The organism is Photobacterium damselae (assembly GCF_003026815.1).
Taxonomy (GTDB): domain Bacteria; phylum Pseudomonadota; class Gammaproteobacteria; order Enterobacterales; family Vibrionaceae; genus Photobacterium; species Photobacterium damselae.
This window is the reverse complement of the sequence record NZ_PYOG01000016.1, coordinates 63,796-85,622: the sequence shown is the minus strand read 5'-3', so window position 1 is coordinate 85,622 and position 21,827 is coordinate 63,796. Positions and strand designations below refer to the sequence as shown.

Below are 21,827 nucleotides of genomic sequence, written 5' to 3'. Positions count from 1 at the left end.
TGCAAATCCATTTTGCTTCTCTGGTTTATCATCAAATAAAAAGACGAGCAATGCTCAATAACTAAAAATACAACCAGCCACATAGATAAATATAGGCAAAAAAAGTACCAATTTTCAGAAAATAATCATAAAAAAGCCGAGATCATCATAAATCTCGGCTTATTCTATTAGGCTTAGGTAAAACGTTATTTTTGGCTCGCCAACCAAGCAGGAACATCTGCCACACTGTCTAGCACAACATCAGCAAGTTGCTCGCCAACTTCAGTAACTGGCTTACCAGTGCGAACTAAAATTTTCGTTCCAACTTCAGCCGCTTTTGCTGCTGTCATATCATCTGCTTTATCACCGATCATAACAGATTGCGCCATATCAATTTTTAAGTAATCACGCGCTGAAATTAACATACCAGGCTTAGGTTTACGACAATCACACTCTTGGCGATAGTCCCCTTGACCTTCTGGGTGGTGTGGACAGTAATAGATACCATCAAATTCCACGCCATTATCAACAAAGTTCCAATCCATCCACTCGGTTAGAGACAAAAACTCATCTTCAGTGAACATACCACGAGCAATGCCCGATTGATTGGTTACTAAGACTAAAAGATATCCCATCTCTTTTAGTTTTTTACACGCAGCAAAAACACCTTCTACGTATTCGAAATCATCCGTAGTGTGAACATAGCCGTGATCGACATTAATAACGCCATCACGATCAATAAAGACAGCAGGTTTGGCCAAAACTTAGCCCTCAAAATTATCGGTTTGCTAGATTATGGCACGACAGCCCCCAAAAGAGCAGTGCTTCTGACGATTTATCCAAATCACAATCAATCCAATAATGGTATTTTAACGCACAAAGACATATAGACGTCTAGACGTAAAAATATCTATTGACTTAAAAACAGAGAGACCATAGCATGAATGTTACAGCGAGCGACATTTTTTAACGTATCAGCTCGTACAATTAGCAATTTAATACAAAAACAACACCGCAAACACCACTATTTTGTTACAAGCAATAACATTTTCGGTATAAGAAAAAGCAAAGAGAACAATTAACGCTCTCCCAGGGATTAGGAAGTACGATGATAGAAATCAACAATGTTAATAAAATATTCTATCAGGGTGATAAAGCGATAAGCGCACTCCGTGATATTAATTTAACCATAGAACAGGGCAATATCTTTGGGGTTATTGGCTCATCGGGCGCAGGAAAAAGTACTCTCATTCGCTGTGTCAATTTGCTTGAGCGACCAACCAGTGGCGATATTATCGTTGATGGTATCAAGCTAACCCAATTATCCAATCAACAATTAACACTTGCTCGACGCAAAATCGGCATGATCTTTCAGCATTTTAACCTACTGGCTTCTCGCACCGTTTTTGCCAATGTGGCCCTCCCTCTAGAGCTTGCTGGGGTTAAGAAAAATCAGTTAGAAAATAAAGTTAATAAATTGCTTGAATTGGTTGGGTTAAGTGAGAAAAAACACAGTTTTCCCGCCAATTTAAGTGGTGGACAAAAACAGCGTGTGGCTATCGCAAGAGCACTGGCTTCCGATCCTAAAGTTTTGCTATGTGATGAAGCAACCAGCGCACTCGATCCAGCAACAACACAATCAATTTTACAGCTACTAAAGAAAATCAACCGCCAGCTTAATATCACCATTCTTCTTATTACCCACGAGATGGATGTCGTAAAAAGCATCTGCCATCAAGTTGCCATTATTGGTGATGGTGAATTAGTAGAAAAAGGCCCTGTTGGTGATATCTTTGCGCACCCTAAAACAGAGTTAGCAAGAAACTTCATCCGCTCAACTCTCGATCTCTCTATTCCGGAAGATTATCAGGCCAGAATGAGCTTAGAGCAACGCGAAGGCAGTTATCCATTAGTTCGACTTGAATTTACAGGTGATTCTGTTGATGCACCATTAATTAGCCAAGTAGCCCGTGAATTTAATATTGATATCAGCATCTTAAGCGCCGATATGGATTATGCTGGCGGGGTAAAGTTTGGCTTAATGTTAGCTGAATTTTTTGGTACTGAAACCGCGGCCAACAAAGCGATTGCTTTCTTACGAGATCACAAAATAAATGTAGAGGTGCTGGGCTATGTCGCTTAATTCTATTTCATCTTGGTTTGCTAACAATGAACGCCTAACAGCCCTCTTGATTGAAGCCTTAGGTCAAACCTTGGTCATGGTTCTCGTTTCAGGACTCATTGGTTTTATTATTGGTATTCCTCTTGGCGTAATGCTGCACCTTAGTAAAAAAGGTGGATTATTAGAGAATAAAGCACTCAATAAAAGTCTGGGATTTATCGTTAATATAGGCCGTTCGATCCCATTTATTATTCTGTTAGTTGCCATTATTCCATTTACTCGTTTTGTTGTTGGCAGCTCAATTGGCACCGCAGCCGCAATTGTGCCACTCACAGTCGGAGCCATTCCTTTTATTGCTCGCTTAGTTGAAGGCGCATTACTTGAAGTGCCAGCTGGACTTGTTGAAGCAGCACAAGCTATGGGAGCGACACCAAAGCAGATCATTACCAAAGTGCTACTACCTGAAGCATTACCCGGCATCATAAATGGTGTGACCATCACCCTTGTTACTCTCGTTAGCTATTCGGCGATGGCTGGCACCGTGGGCGGTGGAGGTTTAGGTGATGTAGGAATTCGTTATGGCTATCAACGCTTTGATGGCACTGTGATGGCTATTACTGTTGTCATGCTCATTATTCTCGTGCAATTAATTCAATCTATTGGTGATTACTGTGTAAAGCGTGTCGATCACCGATAGTTAAAAACAGCAAAAATATTAAAAAAGACCAAATACAACATCTGGAAATATCGTCAAGGAGACACATTATGGCAGTATCATTAAAACACCTTTTTGCCGTTGCTGGCATCGCCTCTACATTAGTACTCACAGGCTGTGGCGAGAAAGAAACGGCAACAACCGCAGTAGATCAAAATAAAGTAAAAATTGGGGTGATGGCTGGAGCTGAAGAGCAAGTTGCTGAAGTGGCCGCAAAAGAAGCAAAGGAAAAATATGGCTTAGATGTCGAATTGGTCACTTTTACCGATTATGTTTCGCCTAATGCCGCTCTTGCTGATGGTTCAATTGATGCCAATGCTTTTCAGCATAAACCGTATCTCGATCAGCAGATCAATGACCGTGGCTATAAGTTCACAGTAGCAGGTAATACCTTTGTTTACCCAATTGCTGCTTATTCAAATAAAATTAAATCGTTAGATGAACTAAAGGATGGCGCGATTGTTGCCGTGCCAAATGACCCAACTAACTTAGGCCGTTCTCTACTGTTATTACAACAAAAAGGGTTACTTAAACTGAAAGAGAATTCAGGGTTATCAGCAACGGTACTTGATATTGTAGAAAATCCAAAGAACCTACAAATCAAAGAGCTTGAAGCCGCGCAACTACCACGCTCATTAGATGATGTCGATTTTGCAATTATCAATACAACTTACGCGAGCAGTTTAAACTTAACGCCAGAAAAAGACGGATTGTTTGTAGAAGATAAAGAGTCGCCATATGTAAACCTAATTGTGGCTCGCACCGATAATGTTAACGCTGAAAACGTACAAAAATTCGTTAAATCTTATCAGTCAGATACCGTTTACAACTCAGCTAAAGACATCTTTAAAGGTGGTGTAGTAAAAGGTTGGTAATCTCATAGATAAATTCACTTAGTAGCAAGCCCCCGTACATTATCTTTTCGCAACGATAAAGTTCGGGGGCTTTATTGATCCTTAAGATTTCTTTTTCACCCGTCCTTGCACCGCTTTAAATCTTGGGTTTGATTTACAAATCACATATAAGCGCCCTCGACGTTTAACAACCTGACAATCTCGATGTCGTAATTTGGCACTCTTTAATGAACTTAACACTTGCATTAGCGTGCTCCTTTCGCAAATTGTTTATAGCGACGATTGAAGTTCGCCATTTGTCCTTCTGTTTTCACAATGCGCTGTTTCCCGGTATAGAACGGATGAGAATCTGATGATACATCCAATGTGACATACGGATATTCTTGGCCATCTTGCCAAACTTTAGTTCTCTCAGTTTTTATTGTTGAACCGACTAAGAAGTAGCTATCTGCACTCGTATCGTGAAACAAAACTGGTCGATAATGAGGATGAATTCCTGGTTTCATTGGCTTACCTTTATATTTAGATGAAATGTTATAACATAACAAATGATAATAATTCTCAAACTAACGTCAAGCTATTTTTTTATGCTAAGGTAATACCATTCTCAGCCGGCGTTCATTTATCATGTCTTATCAAATTGATCCTATTGGTATTATCCACTCTCCTTATAAAGAAAAATTTGCTGTTCCTAGACAACCAGGACTGGTACCCAGTGCTCGTTCTGAAATCTATTTACAAGGTGATGCAAACGCTATGGAGGCGGTTCGAGGTATTGAGCAGTTTAGTCATTTATGGCTGCTGTTTTTGTTTGATCAAAATCTTGAAGCAGGTTGGCGTCCAACGGTTCGCCCTCCTCGGTTAGGTGGAAATGAGCGAGTTGGTGTTTTTGCAAGCCGAGCGACCTTTAGACCTAATGGTATCGGTATGTCGGCCGTTGAACTTAAAGGGGTTCGACAACAAGACGGGCAGGTAATTTTAGAGCTTGGTGGTGTTGATCTGGTTAATGGCACCCCTATTATAGATATTAAGCCTTATATACCTTACTCCGACAGTATTGCCGATGCCTGTGGAGGCTTTGCCAGTGAAGAGCCGACTAAACTTGAAGTTATCTTTACTCCACAAGCACAAGCTCAACTCGCAGGGCCTCGCTCTGCAGAATATCAAGCCGTGATCAGTGAAGTCTTAGCCCAAGATCCTCGTCCTGCATATAAAAAGAACAAAGCAGACAGTAAAGAATATGCGGTTCATCTTTACCATTTTAATGTCAAATTCACAGTTCAAGACTCACAAGTTATCGTCACAACAGTGGAAACTGACCAATAAATCGCTATTTGTGACCAGTTCTTTTTGGCTAAAACTTGATTGACTGGTAATATACACGGTTACCGCACTCTTGCGGCAAGAGAGTTTTCTCTCTTTACTTTTCCTATTTCACTAATCAACGGATACCATCAATGCGTACCAGTAACTATCTTCTTTCTACTCTGAAGGAGACTCCAAACGACGCAGAAATCATTAGCCATCAGCTGATGCTTCGTGCAGGTATGATCCGTAAGCTGGCTTCAGGTCTATACACCTGGCTGCCTACAGGTCTGCGTGTTCTGCGTAAGGTCGAAAACATCGTTCGCCAAGAAATCGACAATGCAGGTGCAGTCGAAACCTTGATGCCCGTTGTTCAGCCGTTTGAACTATGGGAAGAAACAGGCCGCTCAGAAAAAATGGGCCCTGAACTACTTCGCTTTACTGACCGTCACGCGCGTCCGTTTGTACTGAGCCCGACAGCAGAAGAAGTTATCACTAGCTTAGTGCGTAACGAAGTAAGCTCTTACAAACAACTTCCGTTGAATCTGTACCAAATCCAGACTAAATTCCGTGATGAGCGTCGTCCTCGTTTCGGTGTAATGCGTGCACGTGAATTCTGCATGATGGATGCTTACAGCTTTGACATTGATAAAGAAGGTCTACAAAAATCTTACGATGCAATGCACGATGCTTACTGTAAAGCATTCGATCGCATGGGTCTTGAGTACCGTCCAGTATGGGCTGACTCTGGCGCAATCGGTGGTAATGGCTCTCAAGAGTTCCACGTACTGGCTGAAAGCGGCGAAGATTTAATCGCATTCTCAACAGAATCTGACTACGCAGCAAACATCGAAAAGGCAGAAGCACTAGCTCCAGCTCACGATCGTGCAGCACCAACTGTAGAGCTTTCTGTTATCGATACACCAAATGCAAAAACTATCGATGAGTTAGTTGAGCAACACGGTATCGCTATCGAGAAAACAACTAAAACACTATTTGTTAAAGCTTCTGATGAAATCGATGCGCCTATCGTAGCGCTATTGGTTCGTGGCGATCACGAATTAAACGAAATTAAAGCAGAAAACCTAGACTGGGTTGCTTCTCCACTAGAAATGGCAACAGAAGAAGAAATTCGCCAGTTCGTTAACGCAGGTCCAGGTTCACTAGGTCCTGTAGGTCTTGAACTGCCATTTATCGTTGACCGTACTGTTGCTGTAATGAGCGACTTCGCAGCGGGTGCAAACATTGATGGCAAACACCATGTTGGCATCAACTGGGATCGTGACGTTGCACTAGGCCGTGTTGAAGATCTACGTAACGTAGTTGAAGGCGATCCTAGCCCATGTGGTCAAGGTACGCTGATGCTTAAGCGTGGTATCGAAGTAGGTCACATCTTCCAACTAGGTACTACGTACTCTGAAAAGATGAACTGTGGCGTTCTCGATTCAAACGGTAAGAACGTTATCCTAGAGATGGGTTGTTACGGTATTGGTGTGTCTCGTGTTGTTGCTTCTGCTATTGAGCAAAACAACGATGAAAACGGTATTATCTGGCCTGATGCTATTGCACCGTTCCAAGTGTCTATCGTTCCTATGAACATGGCTAAATCAGAAGAAGTTAAAGAAGCTGCAGAGAAACTGTATGCCGACCTAACTGCAGCTGGTATTGATGTTCTATTTGATGACCGTAAAGAGCGCCCAGGTGTTATGTTTGCAGATCACGAATTGATCGGTATTCCACACACTATCGTTATTGGTAACCGCAGTCTTGAAAACGGTGAGATGGAATATAAGAACCGTCGCACTGGTACAAAAGAAAATGTTGCTGTTACTGATATTGTAGCGTTTGTTACAAGCAAGTTAGCAAACTAATTGTCAGTAATTTGATGATTTATAAAGCCTCGTGATGAACGGGGCTTTTTTTTGACTACAGATCACAAAAAAACGAGACATAACGCAAAATTTGACACATTTTACGCCATAAAACCGACAAATAAGTAACTTAACATTGATTCACAAGACAAATTCCATATAGTTATCCATCCTGTTCATCAATAAGCATAATGTATGGATTCAAAGCTAAGGGATTACACCACAGCCCCTCTCTTTACCCATCAAAAATCGTCTTTTCTTGGCGCAGATACGCGACTGTTATTTTTACAACAGCTGCAAGGAAAACTCGACTTATATGATGTATTTCAGATATTTACTCAAGAAATCGATAAATACATTGATGTATCAAAGTTAAGTTGGCACTTCGATAATGAGTGCGCCTTAATTAAATCGACAGATATGCCAAAATATCATACTTATTGTTTTTCTCTCTCCTTTGACGAACGAGTATTAGGCGAATTACATTACCAAACCCCTTATACCTTAGAGCCTGAAGAACAGACACTGCTTCACCATTATCATCGTTTATTTGCAGGCAGTTTAAATAATGCACTAGAGTTTCGCCGCATCAAAAAAATGGCTCTACGCGATCACCTCTCTGATCTTGGAAACCGTGCTTGTTTCGAACAAGATATTCATCATGCACTGGCTATTAGTGAACGTCGTGCTGTTGGTCTTACTTTGGTTATTTTTGATCTCGATAACTTTAAACAGGTCAATGACCGATATGGCCACCTCAATGGTGATAAGGTTATTCGTAGTTTCTCAAAGGCATTAAAAGAGTCGGTGCGAGCCTCTGATCGCTGTTATCGTTTAGGTGGCGATGAATTTATTGCTCTACTACAACCATCAACAGAACAATCAGCCGAAAAGGTAACCTTACGAGTCATTGAAGCCCTGTCAATTCACCCAATTCTCCAACATTTTAATATCGGAACATCTTTTGGTTACGCTAATTACCATGATGGGGATACATCGGCTTCGTTAATTGAACGAGCAGACCGAAGGCTCTATTATCACAAGCGCAATAAATAATCATTTAACACCTTATCTGATGTTATTTATTCTTAATTAATCCGTAACTCGCTATAGTGTTCTTTAAGAATAGTTCTCATCCCATTATCTCGTTATCAATAAAAGATAATCGAATGAGTTTAGACTGAAGGATAAGTACGATGAAAATTTATGATTGCTGTGAGCTAGTTCGAATGAGTTACGCTCAAATTGGTAGTGGTGATCTTGGCTATATTCCTAAAGCTATTGCCTGCGCGGTAAAAGCACTAAATCACATAGCAGCTGATGAATCTTTGCCTATGGAAACTCGCGAAAGAGCCGCTTTTGCCGTTGCAAACTTATTAATGAGTGATCACGAGGATTAAATAATGAATTTAAGTAAATTTGAAGCCATGGACCCAATCATGCTGATGAGTATCGTTAATATGAAAATCCGTGATGAATTTGGTGATTTAGACAGCTTAGTGAAGTTTTACGATATTGATAAAGACAAACTAATCGAAAAGTTAGCAAACGCAGGTTTTGACTATCTTCCTGAAGCAAAACAATTTCGTTAATACAATCTGTAAGACAACAAAATAACAGAGGCGGCCCTTTTATATTAAGGCCGCCTTTTTCGTAATTATCCTTTAAAGACAGGCAATAAATTGGCCATGGCAAGTAAATGGAATGCTGCTGTTAGGACACCAAAACCAATTACTACATAAATCGTGATATTACCGCCAGGAACAACAAACCCTTGCTGGACAGTCTCTCGATTACGCAGCTTTTTAGCTAACATAGCAGGAATAATACAAGCCCAAATCGTCGCAGCAGCACCCGCTAAGCCGATAGCAGTAACAAAACCAAATGGCGCAATAAGAGAAAAAACTAATGGTGGTAAAAAGGTTACAGACCAGGTTTTTAGTCGGCCTTGCTTAGTATCGGCAAAACCAAAAAAGTCAGCTAAGTAATCAAAAACCCCTAATCCCACCCCGATAAACGATGAAACTACAGCTGCAATAGAAAAAATATGTAAAGCTTGTTTTATGCTGTTTGAATCAATAGCGCTATTAAGTGCAGACATTAAAACATCAACACCACCACCAGCACTAACAACGGGACCAAACGAATCGCGAGGTAAGTTGCCAAAAATACAGATAACCCAAACCAAATAAAAAGTTAGAGCAATCATGGTTCCACCCAAAATGGCTTTCTTTGCTCGGTGCTCATCTTGGTAATAATCACGCATGGTACTTACAGAATGATGATAGCCAAACGAGGTTAACGCAACAGGTAACAGTGCTAAAGCATACGCAGAATAATGCGTTTCGCCTTTTGCATTATCGAGTAAAACCGGAACACTTACATGTGAAGCAAGTCCTGAGATCCCTAAAATAAAACTGATGATCATAAATAAGATCAGGACAATAGAGATACGATCAACGGCTCGTGTTGAATGCAAAACAAAGGCTGAACAGATAGCGACAAAAATAACAGATGCTACCTGACGACTAACTCCAATAATCTCACTGAAAATCATGCCTGATGTTGATATATAAGCATACAGTAAAATACCACCAACAAAATAAAGCGAGAGATTATTGATAAAGTTTACTTTTTTACTTAATACATCTTTTGCGACCGTATTAAATGAAGATTTAAATTCATAATGTTTTAAAGCTTCTAATAGCAACCAACCCGATAGTGTCATCATGATCATGGTAAAAGAGATGGCAGCCATACTCCATAATGTCCATGCACCCGCCCCAGCACTTGGTAAGCCAAGCATGCCTGCTCCAACACAAACACTGGCAATAATACACGCTCCTCCGAGGGTGGATGGTTTACTCATGATAACTCCTTACGACTCTCTGTATCAGTAGACTAGTACACTAATATGTTTTATATAATGTCGCAATAAAAAATTGCCAAGCAGAGTAAAAAAACAGCAAAAGAGCGCAGAACAAAAAAATACGTTAACCATTCATGATTTTTAAGCATAAAAAAACACCACGTTAGATAAGCTACTCGTGGTGTTTTATAAACGCTTACACTTTAAAATGTATCGAATTGAGCGTGATCTAATAATTGTTCAATCAATGCCTCATAGCTTAGCCCTACTTGAGCGGCTGCCATTGGAAATACACTGCGCTCTGTCATACCTGGGATGGTATTCATCTCAATTAAGTAGACGTCATTATGCTCTGTTAGTAACACATCAATGCGGCCCCAACCTCGGCAGCCTAATGCTTGATAAGCAGCCAGTATTGTCTCTTGCATTGTTTGTTCTTCAATCGCAGTTAAGTCCGATGGGCAGTGATAAGTTGCACTCTGAGTACCAAATTTGGCATTCCAGTCAAAAAATTCTTCAGAGCAAATTTGAACAACAGGTAGAGCCTCGCCATTTAACACAGCGCAGGTATATTCTCGGCCAACAATAAACTGCTCAACCAAAACCTCAGTATCGTATTCAAAGGCCGCTAATAGCGCATCCCATAGCTGAACCTCATTGTCAGCTTTTGCAACACCAATACTGCACCCTTGATTTAAAGGTTTCACCACAACAGGGAAAGTAAGCTCAGAACAAAGGGCCATAATATCCACTTGCGGCATCGTTTTTTGGACTAAAACCCAAGGCGCAGTGATAAGGCCATTTGCTTGCCAAATTTCTTTGGTTTTTAATTTATTAAGAGAAATAGCAGAAGCCAGTACGCCGCTGCCAATATAAGGAATTTGTAGAATATCTAATAAAGATTGGACATGGCCACTTTCTCCCATGCCACCATGTAAGGCAATGAAGACTTTATCCAGTTTGTAGAACCCAAGCATTGATAAATCAATATAGCGAGGATCTAAATGAATGGCCTCATGCCCTAATGATTCAATTGCCGCTATGATTCGAGTTCCAGATTTCAATGACACCTCACGTTCACTGGAATCGCCACCATATAAGACGCCAATTCTCATGCACCTTCCTCTATATATTGCCCATAATTGGACATAAAAATGGAAGGCAATTTTTAGCTAAGATCGAAAAAACACATACAGCCAAAATATAACTTTGTGTGATAGGTCACTAGTCACATATTAACAATGTGAGTTAATCGACAAATATGGCTCAAAACTCATTTTCTAATGTTATCGTGATATCCGTCCCGGAAAATTCAGCAACAACAAAGATACCAACCGCGGCAGCTAATTTGTCATTATAAAAAATCAGAGGCGTTCGGTTTCTCATCCAACTTGGTACTTGATACTCTTGGTACAGTTTTTTGATTTTTCGACTACCGCTGCGACCTAGAGGTTTAATGGCATCCCCTTGATAATGAAAGCGAACTGAAACTGTCTCATCAGGTTTAGGCTGTCTTAATAAGGCTTTTTCACCTTGCAAGGTTAAGGTTAGCTTTCCTAAATTTTGTGGCAGTTGATAAGTTTGATCTAGTGCTATTGTTTGCTGCCATGAACTAATATCATCCCACTGCTCTAAGACATACAAACGACCTTGATAACGTCGTATTTCATATTGGCTCCAACACAATTTCGGATTAGCATCTTCTTTAGCATGCACTACAGAAGACCAAATTTGTTGTAACTGTGCAAGAGATGGCATAACAACGGCTAACGATTTTAACCATTGGCGAATCAAAGCAAAACCTAGAGATTTACTGCAAGGCGATGGTAATAACAAGCTTTTATCACTCTGAATCGCTTGGTTAAGTGTTTGCCCTAACAATTCGGCTAGTAACTCTTCTTGTTCACCACATAATTGAGCGCTGCGACTGACTGCCGCAACCACCCCTGGCCAACGTTGTTCTAATTCAGGTACGATTTGGTGGCGAAGAAAATTACGATCATAACGAGTATCTTGATTACTTTCATCTTCGACCCAATCGAGCTGATGATCGAGAGCAAACTGAACAATCTCAGCTCGACGAGTCGTCAATAATGGTCTGGCATGAAAACCCAGCACAAACCTCTGCCACTGTGGCATCGCGGCAAGTCCGGTTGGACCACTTCCGCGCTTAAGAGCCAACATAAACGTTTCAATTTGATCATCAGCATGTTGCGCAGTTAACAAAATATCGCCCAAATTCATATGGGTAGATAAAGCATGATAACGAGCTTGTCGAGCCACTTGTTCAATACTTACTCGCGCTCCTGTCTCTAACTGAACACGTTCAAGCGTAAATGAGATACCATAAGACTCAGCCCACCGTTGACACTTTATTCCCCACTCATCCGCATGAGCACTTAGCCCATGATGAACATACACAGCATGAGCTTGATAGTCTGGATGTTCTGCAATAAAACGAGCCACTAATTCAAGGAGAACCCGAGAATCAACGCCGCCACTAAAAGCAATAATCAACCGCTTTGAGTGATGGGGATAGGCTAATAAGGTCTGAGCAAAAGAGGGATACAGCATGATAGTTAGACAGTTAAATGCAACAACGGCTTTTGAGTATATACCCAAATGGTACTGATGCCCAAGCAGGCTCTCGGTTGATAGAAATCTAGCCAATAAAAAAGGACAGCTCTCGCTATCCTTTCATTATTGATACTTTTATTTGGTTAAAAGCCTATGATTAACAGTAACCATAGCTCATTAGGCGCTGATAACGACGCTCTAATAACTCTTCAGTATCTAGCTGATCTAACTCTTCTAATTTAGCCACAATTTGAGCTTTTAGATTATCAGACATCATAGCAACATTACGGTGAGCACCACCTAACGGCTCATCAACAATGTTATCGATTAGCTCAAGCTCTTTGAGACGTTGTGCCGTCATCCCCATAGCTTCAGCAGCTTGTGGTGCTTTATCTGAATCACGCCATAAGATAGAAGCACAACCTTCTGGTGAGATAACCGAATAAGTAGAGTATTGCAGCATGTTTACGCAGTCACCTACGCCGATGGCTAATGCACCACCCGAACCGCCTTCACCAACAACGTTACAAATAACAGGCACTTTTAGGCCAGCCATCACTTTTAAGTTAGTTGCAATCGCTTCAGATTGTCCGCGCTCTTCTGCACCAACACCTGGGTATGCGCCCGCTGTATCAATAAAGGTAATAATTGGCATCTTAAAGCGCTCTGCCATTTTCATTAGGCGTAGGGCTTTACGGTAACCTTCTGGCTTTGGCATACCAAAGTTACGCAGTACCTTCTCTTTTGTTCCACGACCCTTTTGGTGGCCAATGACCATCACAGGACGACCATCTAAACGTGCAATACCGCCTACTAATGCTTTATCATCAGCAAAAGCACGGTCACCAGCTAGTTCATCGAACTCATCAAACATGTGTTCAACATAATCAAGCGTATATGGGCGCTGTGGGTGGCGAGCGAGTTGTGCCACCTGCCATGCGCCAAGATCACCAAAAATCTTTGTTGTTAGCTCAAGGCTCTTCTTTTCTAGTGATGCAATTTCTTTTTCAAGATCAACAGACTCAGAGCCTTCGCGACGAGAGACATCACGTAATGCTTCAATTTTTGCTTCTAGTTCTGCAATCGGTTGTTCAAAATCAAGGAAGTTCAGGCTCATACCACTTTAAATCCTTTTGCTTATGGACCCTCTAGCCTACCACTAGACAAGCCCTATAAGCTAAATTAATTAAACTCAAGCTCGACCTGCTTCTCACCCAGTAGGATTTTTAGATCCGATATCAATTGATCGGCAGGCGTAATACGCCACTCTGTTCCTAAAGTAAGTTTGGCACGGGCATTCGAGCGCTGATAATACACATTAACAGGTACAGTTCCTGCTTTGTGTGGTTCCAGTATTTCACTGAAACGGGCAAAAAATTTGTCGTCAATTTGCTGTTCGGTTACCGAAATGGCTAATCCCCGCAAATGTTTTTCACGTGCATCGGAAATATCGAGCACTTCACGGGCAGACATTCTAAGTCCCCCGTTGTAATCATCAAAGCTGACCTGTCCGGTTACAACAACAATTCGGTCAGTTTCAATCAAATCAAGATAACGTTCTAACGCCTCAGAGAATAACATGACTTCCATTCGACCTGAACGATCATCTAAGGTTAAAAGTCCAATTCTCGTTCCACGCTTAGTCGTCATCACACGAGCTGCTATCACCAGACCTGCAACCGTTGCCGCCCCATCGCGACGAGTTGGCTGGGCATCTTTCAAACGCCAAGTCGTATAGTGCTTCAGCTCCGATAGATACGAATTAATAGGGTGACCAGTTAGGTATAGTCCTAAAGTCTCTCGCTCGCCTTCCAACCAAACTTTATCTGGCCATTCTGGAATATTTGCGTATTTGTGTTCAACCTCTTCAGGAGCTTCAGTCAGCACGCCAAACATATCAGTTTGACCAAATGCTTCTGCTTGGTGGTGCTGACTGGCGGCTCGAATAGCATCATCAAGCGAAGCCATCATGGAAGCTCGGTTCGGCCCTAATCGATCCATTGCTCCTGATTTTATTAGACGCTCAAGAACACGTTTGTTCACTTTTTTAGTATCGATGCGAGCACAGAAATCAAATAAATCTTTAAAGTGCCCACCCGCTTCACGTGCTGCAATGATGTTTTCAATCGGTCCTTCACCAACACCTTTTACTGCGCCAATACCATAAACAATGGCACCTTGGTCATCAACGTTGAATCGATATAAGCCTTTATTTACATCTGGCGGCAGAAGTTTTAGCTTCATACGGTGACATTCATCAACCAAGCCAATGATCTTATCGGTATTATCCATATCCGCAGTCATTACCGCAGCCATAAATTCAGCTGGATAATGCGCTTTTAGCCACAAGGTTTGATAAGAAACCAAAGCATAAGCTGCTGAGTGAGATTTGTTAAAACCATAACCGGCAAATTTCTCTACCAGGTCAAAGATCTTCATCGACAGTTCGCCATCGACGCCATTCTTAATCGCACCAGCTTCAAAAACAGCACGCTGTTTCGCCATCTCTTCTGGTTTTTTCTTACCCATCGCACGACGAAGCATATCGGCGCCACCAAGAGTATAACCAGCCAAGACCTGCGCAATCTGCATTACCTGTTCTTGATACAAGATGATGCCATAGGTTGGATCTAGAATGTCTTTTAGTGACTCATGTTGCCACTTTTCATCAGGATAAGAGACCGCTTCTCGACCATGCTTACGGTCAATAAAGTTATCTACCATGCCCGATTGCAAAGGACCAGGACGGAACAAGGCCACAAGTGCGATCATATCCTCGAAACAGTCAGGTTGAAGACGCTTGATCAGATCTTTCATACCACGAGATTCAAGCTGGAACACCGCGGTAGTTTCTGAACGCTGCAGCATAGTAAATGACTTCTGATCCGCCATTGGAATTGCTGCAATATTAACTGGGTCTTCACCTTGGGCTTCTAGGCGTGGGTTGATCATACCCAATGCCCAGTCAATGATGGTTAATGTTCGTAGACCCAAAAAGTCAAATTTAACTAGACCTGCACTTTCAACGTCATTCTTATCAAATTGGGTAACTGGATGATGACCTTCTGCATCACAATACAGTGGAGCAAAATCTGTAATGGTCGTTGGTGAGATAACCACACCACCTGCGTGCTTACCTGCGTTTCGAGTCACACCTTCAAGGATACGACACATATCAATCAGATCTTTGACTTCTTCATCAGAATCATAAGACTGTTGCAGTTGAGGTTCGGCATCAAATGCTTTTGCCAGCGTCATACCCGGTTCTGCTGGTACTAGCTTTGAAATACGATCAACAAAGCCGTATGGGTGCCCAAGAACACGACCTACATCTCGAATTACCGCCTTCGCCGCCATAGTACCAAAGGTGATAATCTGAGATACCGCATCTCGACCATACATATCCGCGACGTGATCGATAACCTGATCACGCTTATCCATACAGAAATCGACGTCGAAATCGGGCATGGATACACGTTCTGGGTTTAGAAATCGTTCGAACAGCAAATCAAATTCAAGTGGATCAAGGTCAGTGATCTTAAGCGCATAAGCCACTAAAGAGCCCGCACCTGAACCACGACCTGGACCTACTGGTACCCCATTATCTTTTGACCATTGGATGAACTCCATTACGATCAAGAAGTAACCGGGGAACCCCATTTGGTTAATCACTTCCAGTTCAACCTCCAAACGCTCATCATATTCAGGACGGCGCTCAGCACGAATATCAGGATCTGGGAAAAGAAACTCTAAACGCTCTTCTAAGCCTTCTTTTGACTTCACAACCAGGAAGTCTTCTGTGCTTAGCTCTCCTGTTGGAAAGTTAGGCAGGAAGTATTCACCAAGACGTACTGTAACATTACAACGCTTAGCTATTTCGACGCTATTTTCAAGCGCTTCTGGAATATCAGCAAATAGCTCACACATCTCTTCTTCACTACGAAGATACTGTTGAGCACTGTAATTTTTAGGGCGGTTCGGATCGGCTAGCGTGTAACCATCGTGAATTGCAACTCGAATTTCATGAGCTTCAAATTGATCAGCCGACAATAATCGAACATCATTGGTTGCGACAACAGGTAATTGTGCTTTTTCTGCTAATTCAATAGCAAAATGCAAATACGCCTCTTCATCTGGACGGCCAGTTCGTACTAATTCAAGGTAGTAACTGTCTGAGAAATAAGTCTGATAAAACGCCACACACTGCTCAACCATATTCTGGTTACCTTTGAGCAGAGCTTTACCAACATCACCGGTTTTACCACCTGATAAAAGAATTAAGCCATCTTTATGCTTAATCAACCACTCTTTATCAATCACAGGTTGATGTTGAACATGACCACGTTGATAAGCTTCTGAAATAAGTAGAGTTAAGTTTTTATAACCCTCGTTATTAGCAGCAAGGATTGTTAAATCAAAAAGTTCATCACCTAACTCTTCACTCTGAACCTTAAAGTCAGCGCCGATAATTGGCTTAATGCCCGCATCATGCGCAGCATAATAGAACTTCACTAAACCACATAAGTTAGTAAAGTCAGTTATAGCCAGGGCTGGCATCTGAAGTTCAGAGGCTTTTTTGATAATCGGTTTGACTTTCGCCAGACCATCTATCATCGAGAAATCACTGTGTACTCGAAGGTGAATAAAACGTGGTTCTGCCATGATGACCTAAATCAGTTTTGTTACATAATGGGAAAGATTATACCTGAGAATGCGTAATCTATGGATGGTATAAGAAGAAATAGCCGCAAGGATACCGTGTCTTGCGGCAAGGAGTGCTTAATCGAGACCTAAAATACGCTTAACAGGCTTAAAGCTTTTGCGGTGTTGTTCGATAACGCCATGCTCTTCAAGGGCAGCAAAGTGCGCCTTAGTTGGGTATCCTTTATGTTTGGCAAAACCAAATTGAGGATATTGAGCATCCAACTCATCCATTTCACGATCTCGTGTTACTTTGGCTAAAATAGAAGCAGCACTGATCTCAGCAACTCGCAAATCCCCTTTCACAACAGCCTGTGCTGCCATCGGTAATTCAGGAGTCTTATTCCCATCAATCAACACAAAATCAGGAGTAATATTCAATCCAGCGACAGCACGCTGCATAGCCACCATTGTCGCTTGTAAAATATTGAGCTCATCGATTTCATCAGCTTCACAGCGACCTAACGACCATGCCAACGCTTTTTCTTTGATTTCATCAAATAGTGCGTTACGTTTTTTTTCTGATAATTTTTTAGAATCTGTTAGCCCTTCAATTGGGTTATTGGGATCTAAAATCACAGCGGCGGTAACTACTGCGCCAACTAAGGGCCCTCGACCCACTTCGTCTACGCCAGCAATCAGGTTCGCTTCTGGATATACAAATGGCTCTAGTTCTTTTGTCATTACGATTACGCTTTATCTATTAATTTAAGCACCGCTTGTGCTGCTTGTTTATCCGCATCACAACGAATCCACTGATGCATTTGGTTAAATTCTGCAATCAGGTCTGAATTATCTTGAGCTAAAAAGCGATTCACTTGTTCAGCCAATTTGACCGGTTCACACTCTTCTTGCAGCAATTCAGGAACCAGCTCTTTATCCGCTAAAATATTTGGCAATGAAACATACTTGGTCTTAAGCATTCGTTTCGCAAGCCAAGCGGTTAACGGTTTCACTTTATATCCCACTACCATTGGGCGCTTAACCAACATGCACTCTAATGCAACTGTACCCGAAGCAAGCAGTACCGCATCAGAGGCAATCATAACATTTCGTGCAGTATCATCGACTAACACAAAATCAAGCTCTGGAGCAATGCTTTGCCACGCTTGCTCAAACTGCTCTCGGCGCTTTTGATTTACCAAGGCAACCACAAAACCCAAATCAGGGTGTTGCTGTTTCAACAAGCGACAAGTCTCAATAAATGGCGGAGCAATGAGCTCCATTTCTCCACCTCGGCTACCGGGTAATACTGCCAGATAGCGCTGATTAGGATCTAGATTGAGTAATTGACGAGCAGCCAATTTATCGGTTTCAAAAGGAATTGCATCAGCCATGGTATGGCCAATGAATTCACACGGAACATTAAATTTATCGTAAAACGCCTTTTCAAATGGCAGAAAAGCCAACACTAGATTCGTCGCTTTCTCTATTTTAAAAATGCGTTTCTGTCGCCAAGCCCAAACAGATGGACTAACGTAATGAACGGTTTTAATGCCGTGATCTTTAAGATCGCGTTCAAGCCGCAAATTGAAGTCAGGAGCATCAATACCGACAAACACATCCGGTGGGTTGTCTGTAAAATAGCGAACTAGCTCCACTTTAATTTTAAACAGACGAGGCAGACGACCTAGCACTTCAACAATGCCCATTACCGCCAGCTCTTCCATATCAAAAAGAGCCTGACAGCCGGCAGCCTGCATTCTAGGCCCTGCAACACCAATAAATTCGGCATCTGGATATTGAGCTTTAACCGCTTCAATAAATCCGGCACCTAAAATATCGCCGGAGATTTCCCCGGCGACAATTCCTATACGAAGTGGTTTCGTCATTAGCGAATAATACCGCGACTTGAGTTATCTAAAATTTCGATAAAACGAGCCACTGATGGCCACTCTTGCGCCATCTCTTCTAGCACTGGCTTCACTTCAGCCAACGTTTTACCTGAACGATAAATTTCTTTATAGGCACGACGTAGAGCATGCAGCTCTTTTTTCTCAAAACCATTACGCTGTAGGCCAACTAAGTTCAGACCAAATGGTGACGCATGGTTACCTTGAGCAAGAACATACGGTGGAACATCTTGCACAACCGCAGAACAACCACCAATATAACTGTATGCGCCCACTCGACAAAATGGGTGCACTGCTGATAACGCCATAACACCAGCATAGTCATCAACAGTAACATGGCCACCTAAAATAGAGTTGTTACCAATGTGAGTATTGTTACCAACAACCACATCGTGTGCAATATGAGCACCAACACACAATAGGTTATCGTCACCAATAACGGTTACGCCTTTATCTTGTGTCGTACCTCGGTGGATCTGAACGCTTTCACGAATAACATTACGATCACCGATTTCAAGGCGCGTCTGTTCACCTTGAAATTTCTTGTCTTGGCACTCTTCACCAACAATAGCAAATGGGAAGATACGGTTATCTTTACCAATTACTGTCGGGCCTTTAATTACAACATGTGACATAACTTCGGTGCCATCACCGATCTCAACATTTGTTGCAATATAAGTGAAAGGGCCAACCGTTACATTCGCACCAATCTTAACGCCATCTTCAATAACAGCTGTTGGGTGGATATTTGCGGTTTCGTGGATCATGAGAACTCTCGTCTTGCACATTTCAGTTCAGCAGAACAAACAACATCGCCATCAACTTTAGCAACGCCATTAAACATCGCAATACCGCGACGCTCTTTTAGAAACTCAACTTCTAAAACTAGCTGATCACCTGGCATTACAGGTTTACGGAATTTTGCGTTATCGATACTTGCAAAGTAGTACAATTCGTTTTCTTTTGGTGCACCAAAGGTTTTAAATGCTAGTAAGCCGGTTGCTTGAGCCATTGCTTCTAGAATAAGAACACCAGGGAAAACAGGCATGTTAGGAAAGTGACCAGTGAACTGAGGTTCATTGATTGACACATTTTTGATCGCAGTTAAAGTTTTGCCTTCTTCGTAATTTACCACGCGATCGATCATCAAAAATGGGTAACGATGTGGAAGAAGTTGTTGAATTTCTGTGATATTCAGTGTTTTATTTTCACTAGTCAAAACTGAATTCCTGTTTGATATAGTTAAAAAATAGCGTTCAGTTAAAAGACAAAACGACCTACACAAAGGTAGGCCAGTTTTCTTATTTCAGCAATAAACTTACTTGCTTGGTTCTTCGAGTTTTTTCTCGACTGCTTTAAGGCGCTTATTCATCTCATCAATTCGATGAACACGGGTTGCCGTCTTACGCCACTCTTTATTTGGCTGCAATGGAATGCCCGAAGAATACATACCTTTCTCTTCGATGCTGCGCATAACCATACCCATTCCTGTGATAGTAACACCATCAGCAATTTCGATATGACCATTAAGAACGGACGCACCACCAATAATACAATACTTACCAATTTTCGTACTGCCAGCGACAATAGTACCACCAGCCATCGCTGTACCATATCCGATCTGCACGTTATGCGCGATTTGCATCTGGTTATCGATAATCACGTTATCTTCAATAATCGTATCATCCAATGCACCACGGTCGATCGTTGTACAAGAACCGATTTCGACACGGTTACCAATACGTACAGTACCTAGCTGCGGGATCTTAACCCACTCACCTTTGTCGTTAGCATAACCAAAACCATCAGCACCAATCACGGTATTAGATTGAACTAAACACTGCTCGCCTAATACGACTTCATGATAAATGGTGACATTAGCCCACAATTTTGTGTTTGCACCAATTTGGGCATTTTTACCAATAAAACAGCCAGCACCAATTTGTACGTTATCACCCAGTACGACACCCGACTCAATAACCGCATTATGACCAATACACACACCGTGACCTAGTGTTGCATCGGAAGCAATTTGTGCAGTTGCTGCAATTTCAGTTGCCGCGGCAGGCGTTGTATCTAACTCTTGCGCAGTTAAGGCGTAAGCTAAGTAAGGGTCGTTGACAATCAGCTTATTACCAGCGAAATACTCAGCATCGCCAGCACGTAAAATCACAACAGAAGCTTGGCAGTCTGCTAAGTGCTTACGGTATTTGCTATTTGATAGAAAAGTTAATTGGCCTGATGCCGCTTTTTCCATATTAGCAATTGAGGAAACCTTTACAGAACCGTCTCCTTGTAGTTCTGCACCTAATTTTTCTGCTAGTTCAGCCAGTGTGATTACAGCCATTGTTAACCTTATATCTTTATGCAACTACAGCCACACTAGGTGGCTGTGATGATCATTAGGCTGTATTGTAAACGATACAGCCTAGTTGATAATAGCAGTTTAGATTATTTAACTGCTGAGATAACTTTCTGAGAAAGGTCATCTTTCTTGCTTGCAAATAATACAGCATTCGCATCAAGAACTAAGTTATAACCTTCTTTCTTCGCTACAGAATCGATTGCAGTACGGATCTTCATAACAAGCTTTTGCTCTTCTTCTTGACCACGACGACGTTGATCTTCAGCTAGAGCTTGTGCTTTTAGCTTATAGCTTGACTCAAGAGAAGCTAGCTCACGCTGTAGTTTAGTACGATCGCTATCGCTCATTACTGCGCCATCACGCTTTAGCTTGTCGATCTTAGCTTTCATTTTTTTCTCAAGAGAGCGAAGTTCGTTTACACGACCGCTGAACTCTTTACGAAGCTTATCTTGTACATTGTAGCGTTTAGCTAGCTGAGCCATAGCCTGACCAGTTGCTACATAGCCAATCTTTTGTGCGGCTTCCGCTGCATTAGCGTACATAGATGAAGAAAGAATTACTAGGCTTAGACCTGCTGCTTTAACCCACTGTTTCAAAAGATATCTCCTTAAATTTC

General features: G+C 41.8%; 22 protein-coding genes. 8 read left to right on the top strand and 14 right to left on the bottom strand.

Going from position 1 to position 21,827, the window contains the following annotated elements; all coding sequences use genetic code 11:
• Positions 1-185: 185 nt before the first annotated feature.
• The gene (gmhB, locus tag CTN07_RS14340; RefSeq protein WP_005297976.1) at positions 186-740 is read right to left on the bottom strand and encodes a D-glycero-beta-D-manno-heptose 1,7-bisphosphate 7-phosphatase; all 555 of its coding nucleotides are present in this window, start codon (positions 738-740) and stop codon (positions 186-188) included.
• 347 nt (positions 741-1,087) lie between these two features.
• Here gmhB and metN point away from each other — a divergent pair, with 347 nt between their 5' ends.
• The 3 genes from metN to CTN07_RS14325 all read left to right on the top strand — a co-directional run bounded on the left by metN (position 1,088) and on the right by CTN07_RS14325 (position 3,691).
• Positions 1,088-2,122 carry a methionine ABC transporter ATP-binding protein MetN gene (gene metN / locus CTN07_RS14335; RefSeq protein WP_005297975.1) on the top strand — a complete coding sequence of 345 codons (1,035 nt, stop codon included), beginning with the start codon at positions 1,088-1,090 and terminating at the stop codon, positions 2,120-2,122.
• The gene (locus CTN07_RS14330) at positions 2,112-2,798 is read left to right on the top strand and encodes a methionine ABC transporter permease (RefSeq protein ID WP_005297974.1); all 687 of its coding nucleotides are present in this window, start codon (positions 2,112-2,114) and stop codon (positions 2,796-2,798) included. Before metN ends, CTN07_RS14330 begins: the two co-directional genes overlap by 11 nt.
• A 68-nt stretch (positions 2,799-2,866) precedes the next feature.
• Positions 2,867-3,691, top strand: a complete 825-nt coding sequence (locus tag CTN07_RS14325) for a MetQ/NlpA family lipoprotein (RefSeq protein ID WP_005297973.1) — start codon at positions 2,867-2,869, stop codon at positions 3,689-3,691.
• Positions 3,692-3,772: 81 nt separating this feature from the next.
• Here the strand turns inward: CTN07_RS14325 and ykgO are convergent, their stop codons facing one another.
• Positions 3,773-3,916, bottom strand: coding sequence for a type B 50S ribosomal protein L36 (ykgO, locus tag CTN07_RS14320; RefSeq protein WP_036763324.1), 144 nt, complete (start codon positions 3,914-3,916; stop codon positions 3,773-3,775).
• Positions 3,916-4,176 carry a type B 50S ribosomal protein L31 gene (locus CTN07_RS14315; protein WP_036763322.1) on the bottom strand — a complete coding sequence of 87 codons (261 nt, stop codon included), beginning with the start codon at positions 4,174-4,176 and terminating at the stop codon, positions 3,916-3,918. The genes ykgO and CTN07_RS14315 overlap by 1 nt, the downstream gene beginning before the upstream one ends.
• Before the next feature lie 121 nt (positions 4,177-4,297).
• Between CTN07_RS14315 and tsaA the strand changes: the two genes are divergently transcribed.
• From tsaA to CTN07_RS14290, 5 genes are all read left to right on the top strand, one after another.
• Positions 4,298-4,996, top strand: a complete 699-nt coding sequence (gene tsaA, locus CTN07_RS14310) for a tRNA (N6-threonylcarbamoyladenosine(37)-N6)-methyltransferase TrmO (RefSeq protein ID WP_005297972.1) — start codon at positions 4,298-4,300, stop codon at positions 4,994-4,996.
• 131 nt (positions 4,997-5,127) lie between these two features.
• The gene (locus CTN07_RS14305; RefSeq protein WP_005297970.1) at positions 5,128-6,846 is read left to right on the top strand and encodes a proline--tRNA ligase; all 1,719 of its coding nucleotides are present in this window, start codon (positions 5,128-5,130) and stop codon (positions 6,844-6,846) included.
• A 195-nt stretch (positions 6,847-7,041) separates the two neighbouring features.
• Entirely contained in the window at positions 7,042-7,902 is an 861-nt protein-coding gene (locus tag CTN07_RS14300) for a GGDEF domain-containing protein (protein ID WP_005297968.1), read from the top strand.
• 140 nt (positions 7,903-8,042) lie between these two features.
• Positions 8,043-8,246 (top strand): YaeP family protein, encoded by a 204-nt coding sequence (locus CTN07_RS14295; RefSeq protein ID WP_036763319.1) that lies wholly within the window; start codon positions 8,043-8,045, stop codon positions 8,244-8,246.
• Positions 8,247-8,249: 3 nt separating this feature from the next.
• A complete protein-coding gene (locus tag CTN07_RS14290) occupies positions 8,250-8,438 on the top strand; it encodes a DUF4250 domain-containing protein (protein ID WP_036763316.1) in 189 nt (62 codons plus the stop codon).
• Between the two features lie 65 nt (positions 8,439-8,503).
• Here CTN07_RS14290 and CTN07_RS14285 read toward each other — a convergent pair whose 3' ends face one another.
• The 11 genes from CTN07_RS14285 to CTN07_RS14235 form a co-directional block, all read right to left on the bottom strand.
• Positions 8,504-9,715 carry an aromatic amino acid transporter gene (locus CTN07_RS14285; RefSeq protein WP_005297964.1) on the bottom strand — a complete coding sequence of 404 codons (1,212 nt, stop codon included), beginning with the start codon at positions 9,713-9,715 and terminating at the stop codon, positions 8,504-8,506.
• 203 nt (positions 9,716-9,918) lie between these two features.
• The gene (locus CTN07_RS14280; RefSeq protein WP_005297963.1) at positions 9,919-10,830 is read right to left on the bottom strand and encodes a D-alanine--D-alanine ligase family protein; all 912 of its coding nucleotides are present in this window, start codon (positions 10,828-10,830) and stop codon (positions 9,919-9,921) included.
• Between the two features lie 151 nt (positions 10,831-10,981).
• Positions 10,982-12,337, bottom strand: coding sequence for a tRNA lysidine(34) synthetase TilS (tilS, locus tag CTN07_RS14275; protein WP_501037821.1), 1,356 nt, complete (start codon positions 12,335-12,337; stop codon positions 10,982-10,984).
• A gap of 112 nt (positions 12,338-12,449) precedes the next feature.
• Entirely contained in the window at positions 12,450-13,409 is a 960-nt protein-coding gene (gene accA, locus CTN07_RS14270; RefSeq protein WP_005297959.1) for an acetyl-CoA carboxylase carboxyl transferase subunit alpha, read from the bottom strand.
• Between the two features lie 65 nt (positions 13,410-13,474).
• Positions 13,475-16,954, bottom strand: coding sequence for a DNA polymerase III subunit alpha (gene dnaE, locus CTN07_RS14265; RefSeq protein ID WP_005297951.1), 3,480 nt, complete (start codon positions 16,952-16,954; stop codon positions 13,475-13,477).
• Between the two features lie 117 nt (positions 16,955-17,071).
• Entirely contained in the window at positions 17,072-17,677 is a 606-nt protein-coding gene (gene rnhB / locus CTN07_RS14260) for a ribonuclease HII (RefSeq protein WP_005297944.1), read from the bottom strand.
• A gap of 5 nt (positions 17,678-17,682) precedes the next feature.
• The gene (gene lpxB / locus CTN07_RS14255) at positions 17,683-18,825 is read right to left on the bottom strand and encodes a lipid-A-disaccharide synthase (RefSeq protein ID WP_005297943.1); all 1,143 of its coding nucleotides are present in this window, start codon (positions 18,823-18,825) and stop codon (positions 17,683-17,685) included.
• Complete coding sequence (gene lpxA / locus CTN07_RS14250; protein WP_005297942.1) at positions 18,825-19,613, bottom strand: acyl-ACP--UDP-N-acetylglucosamine O-acyltransferase; 789 nt, start codon at positions 19,611-19,613, stop codon at positions 18,825-18,827. The genes lpxB and lpxA overlap by 1 nt, the downstream gene beginning before the upstream one ends.
• A complete protein-coding gene (gene fabZ, locus CTN07_RS14245) occupies positions 19,610-20,065 on the bottom strand; it encodes a 3-hydroxyacyl-ACP dehydratase FabZ (RefSeq protein WP_036763313.1) in 456 nt (151 codons plus the stop codon). The genes lpxA and fabZ overlap by 4 nt, the downstream gene beginning before the upstream one ends.
• Positions 20,066-20,164: 99 nt before the next feature.
• On the bottom strand, positions 20,165-21,193 hold the full coding sequence (lpxD, locus tag CTN07_RS14240) for a UDP-3-O-(3-hydroxymyristoyl)glucosamine N-acyltransferase (protein ID WP_005297933.1): 1,029 nt from the start codon (positions 21,191-21,193) through the stop codon (positions 20,165-20,167).
• Positions 21,194-21,297: 104 nt separating this feature from the next.
• Positions 21,298-21,807, bottom strand: coding sequence for an OmpH family outer membrane protein (locus tag CTN07_RS14235; protein WP_005297931.1), 510 nt, complete (start codon positions 21,805-21,807; stop codon positions 21,298-21,300).
• Positions 21,808-21,827: the final 20 nt, after the last annotated feature.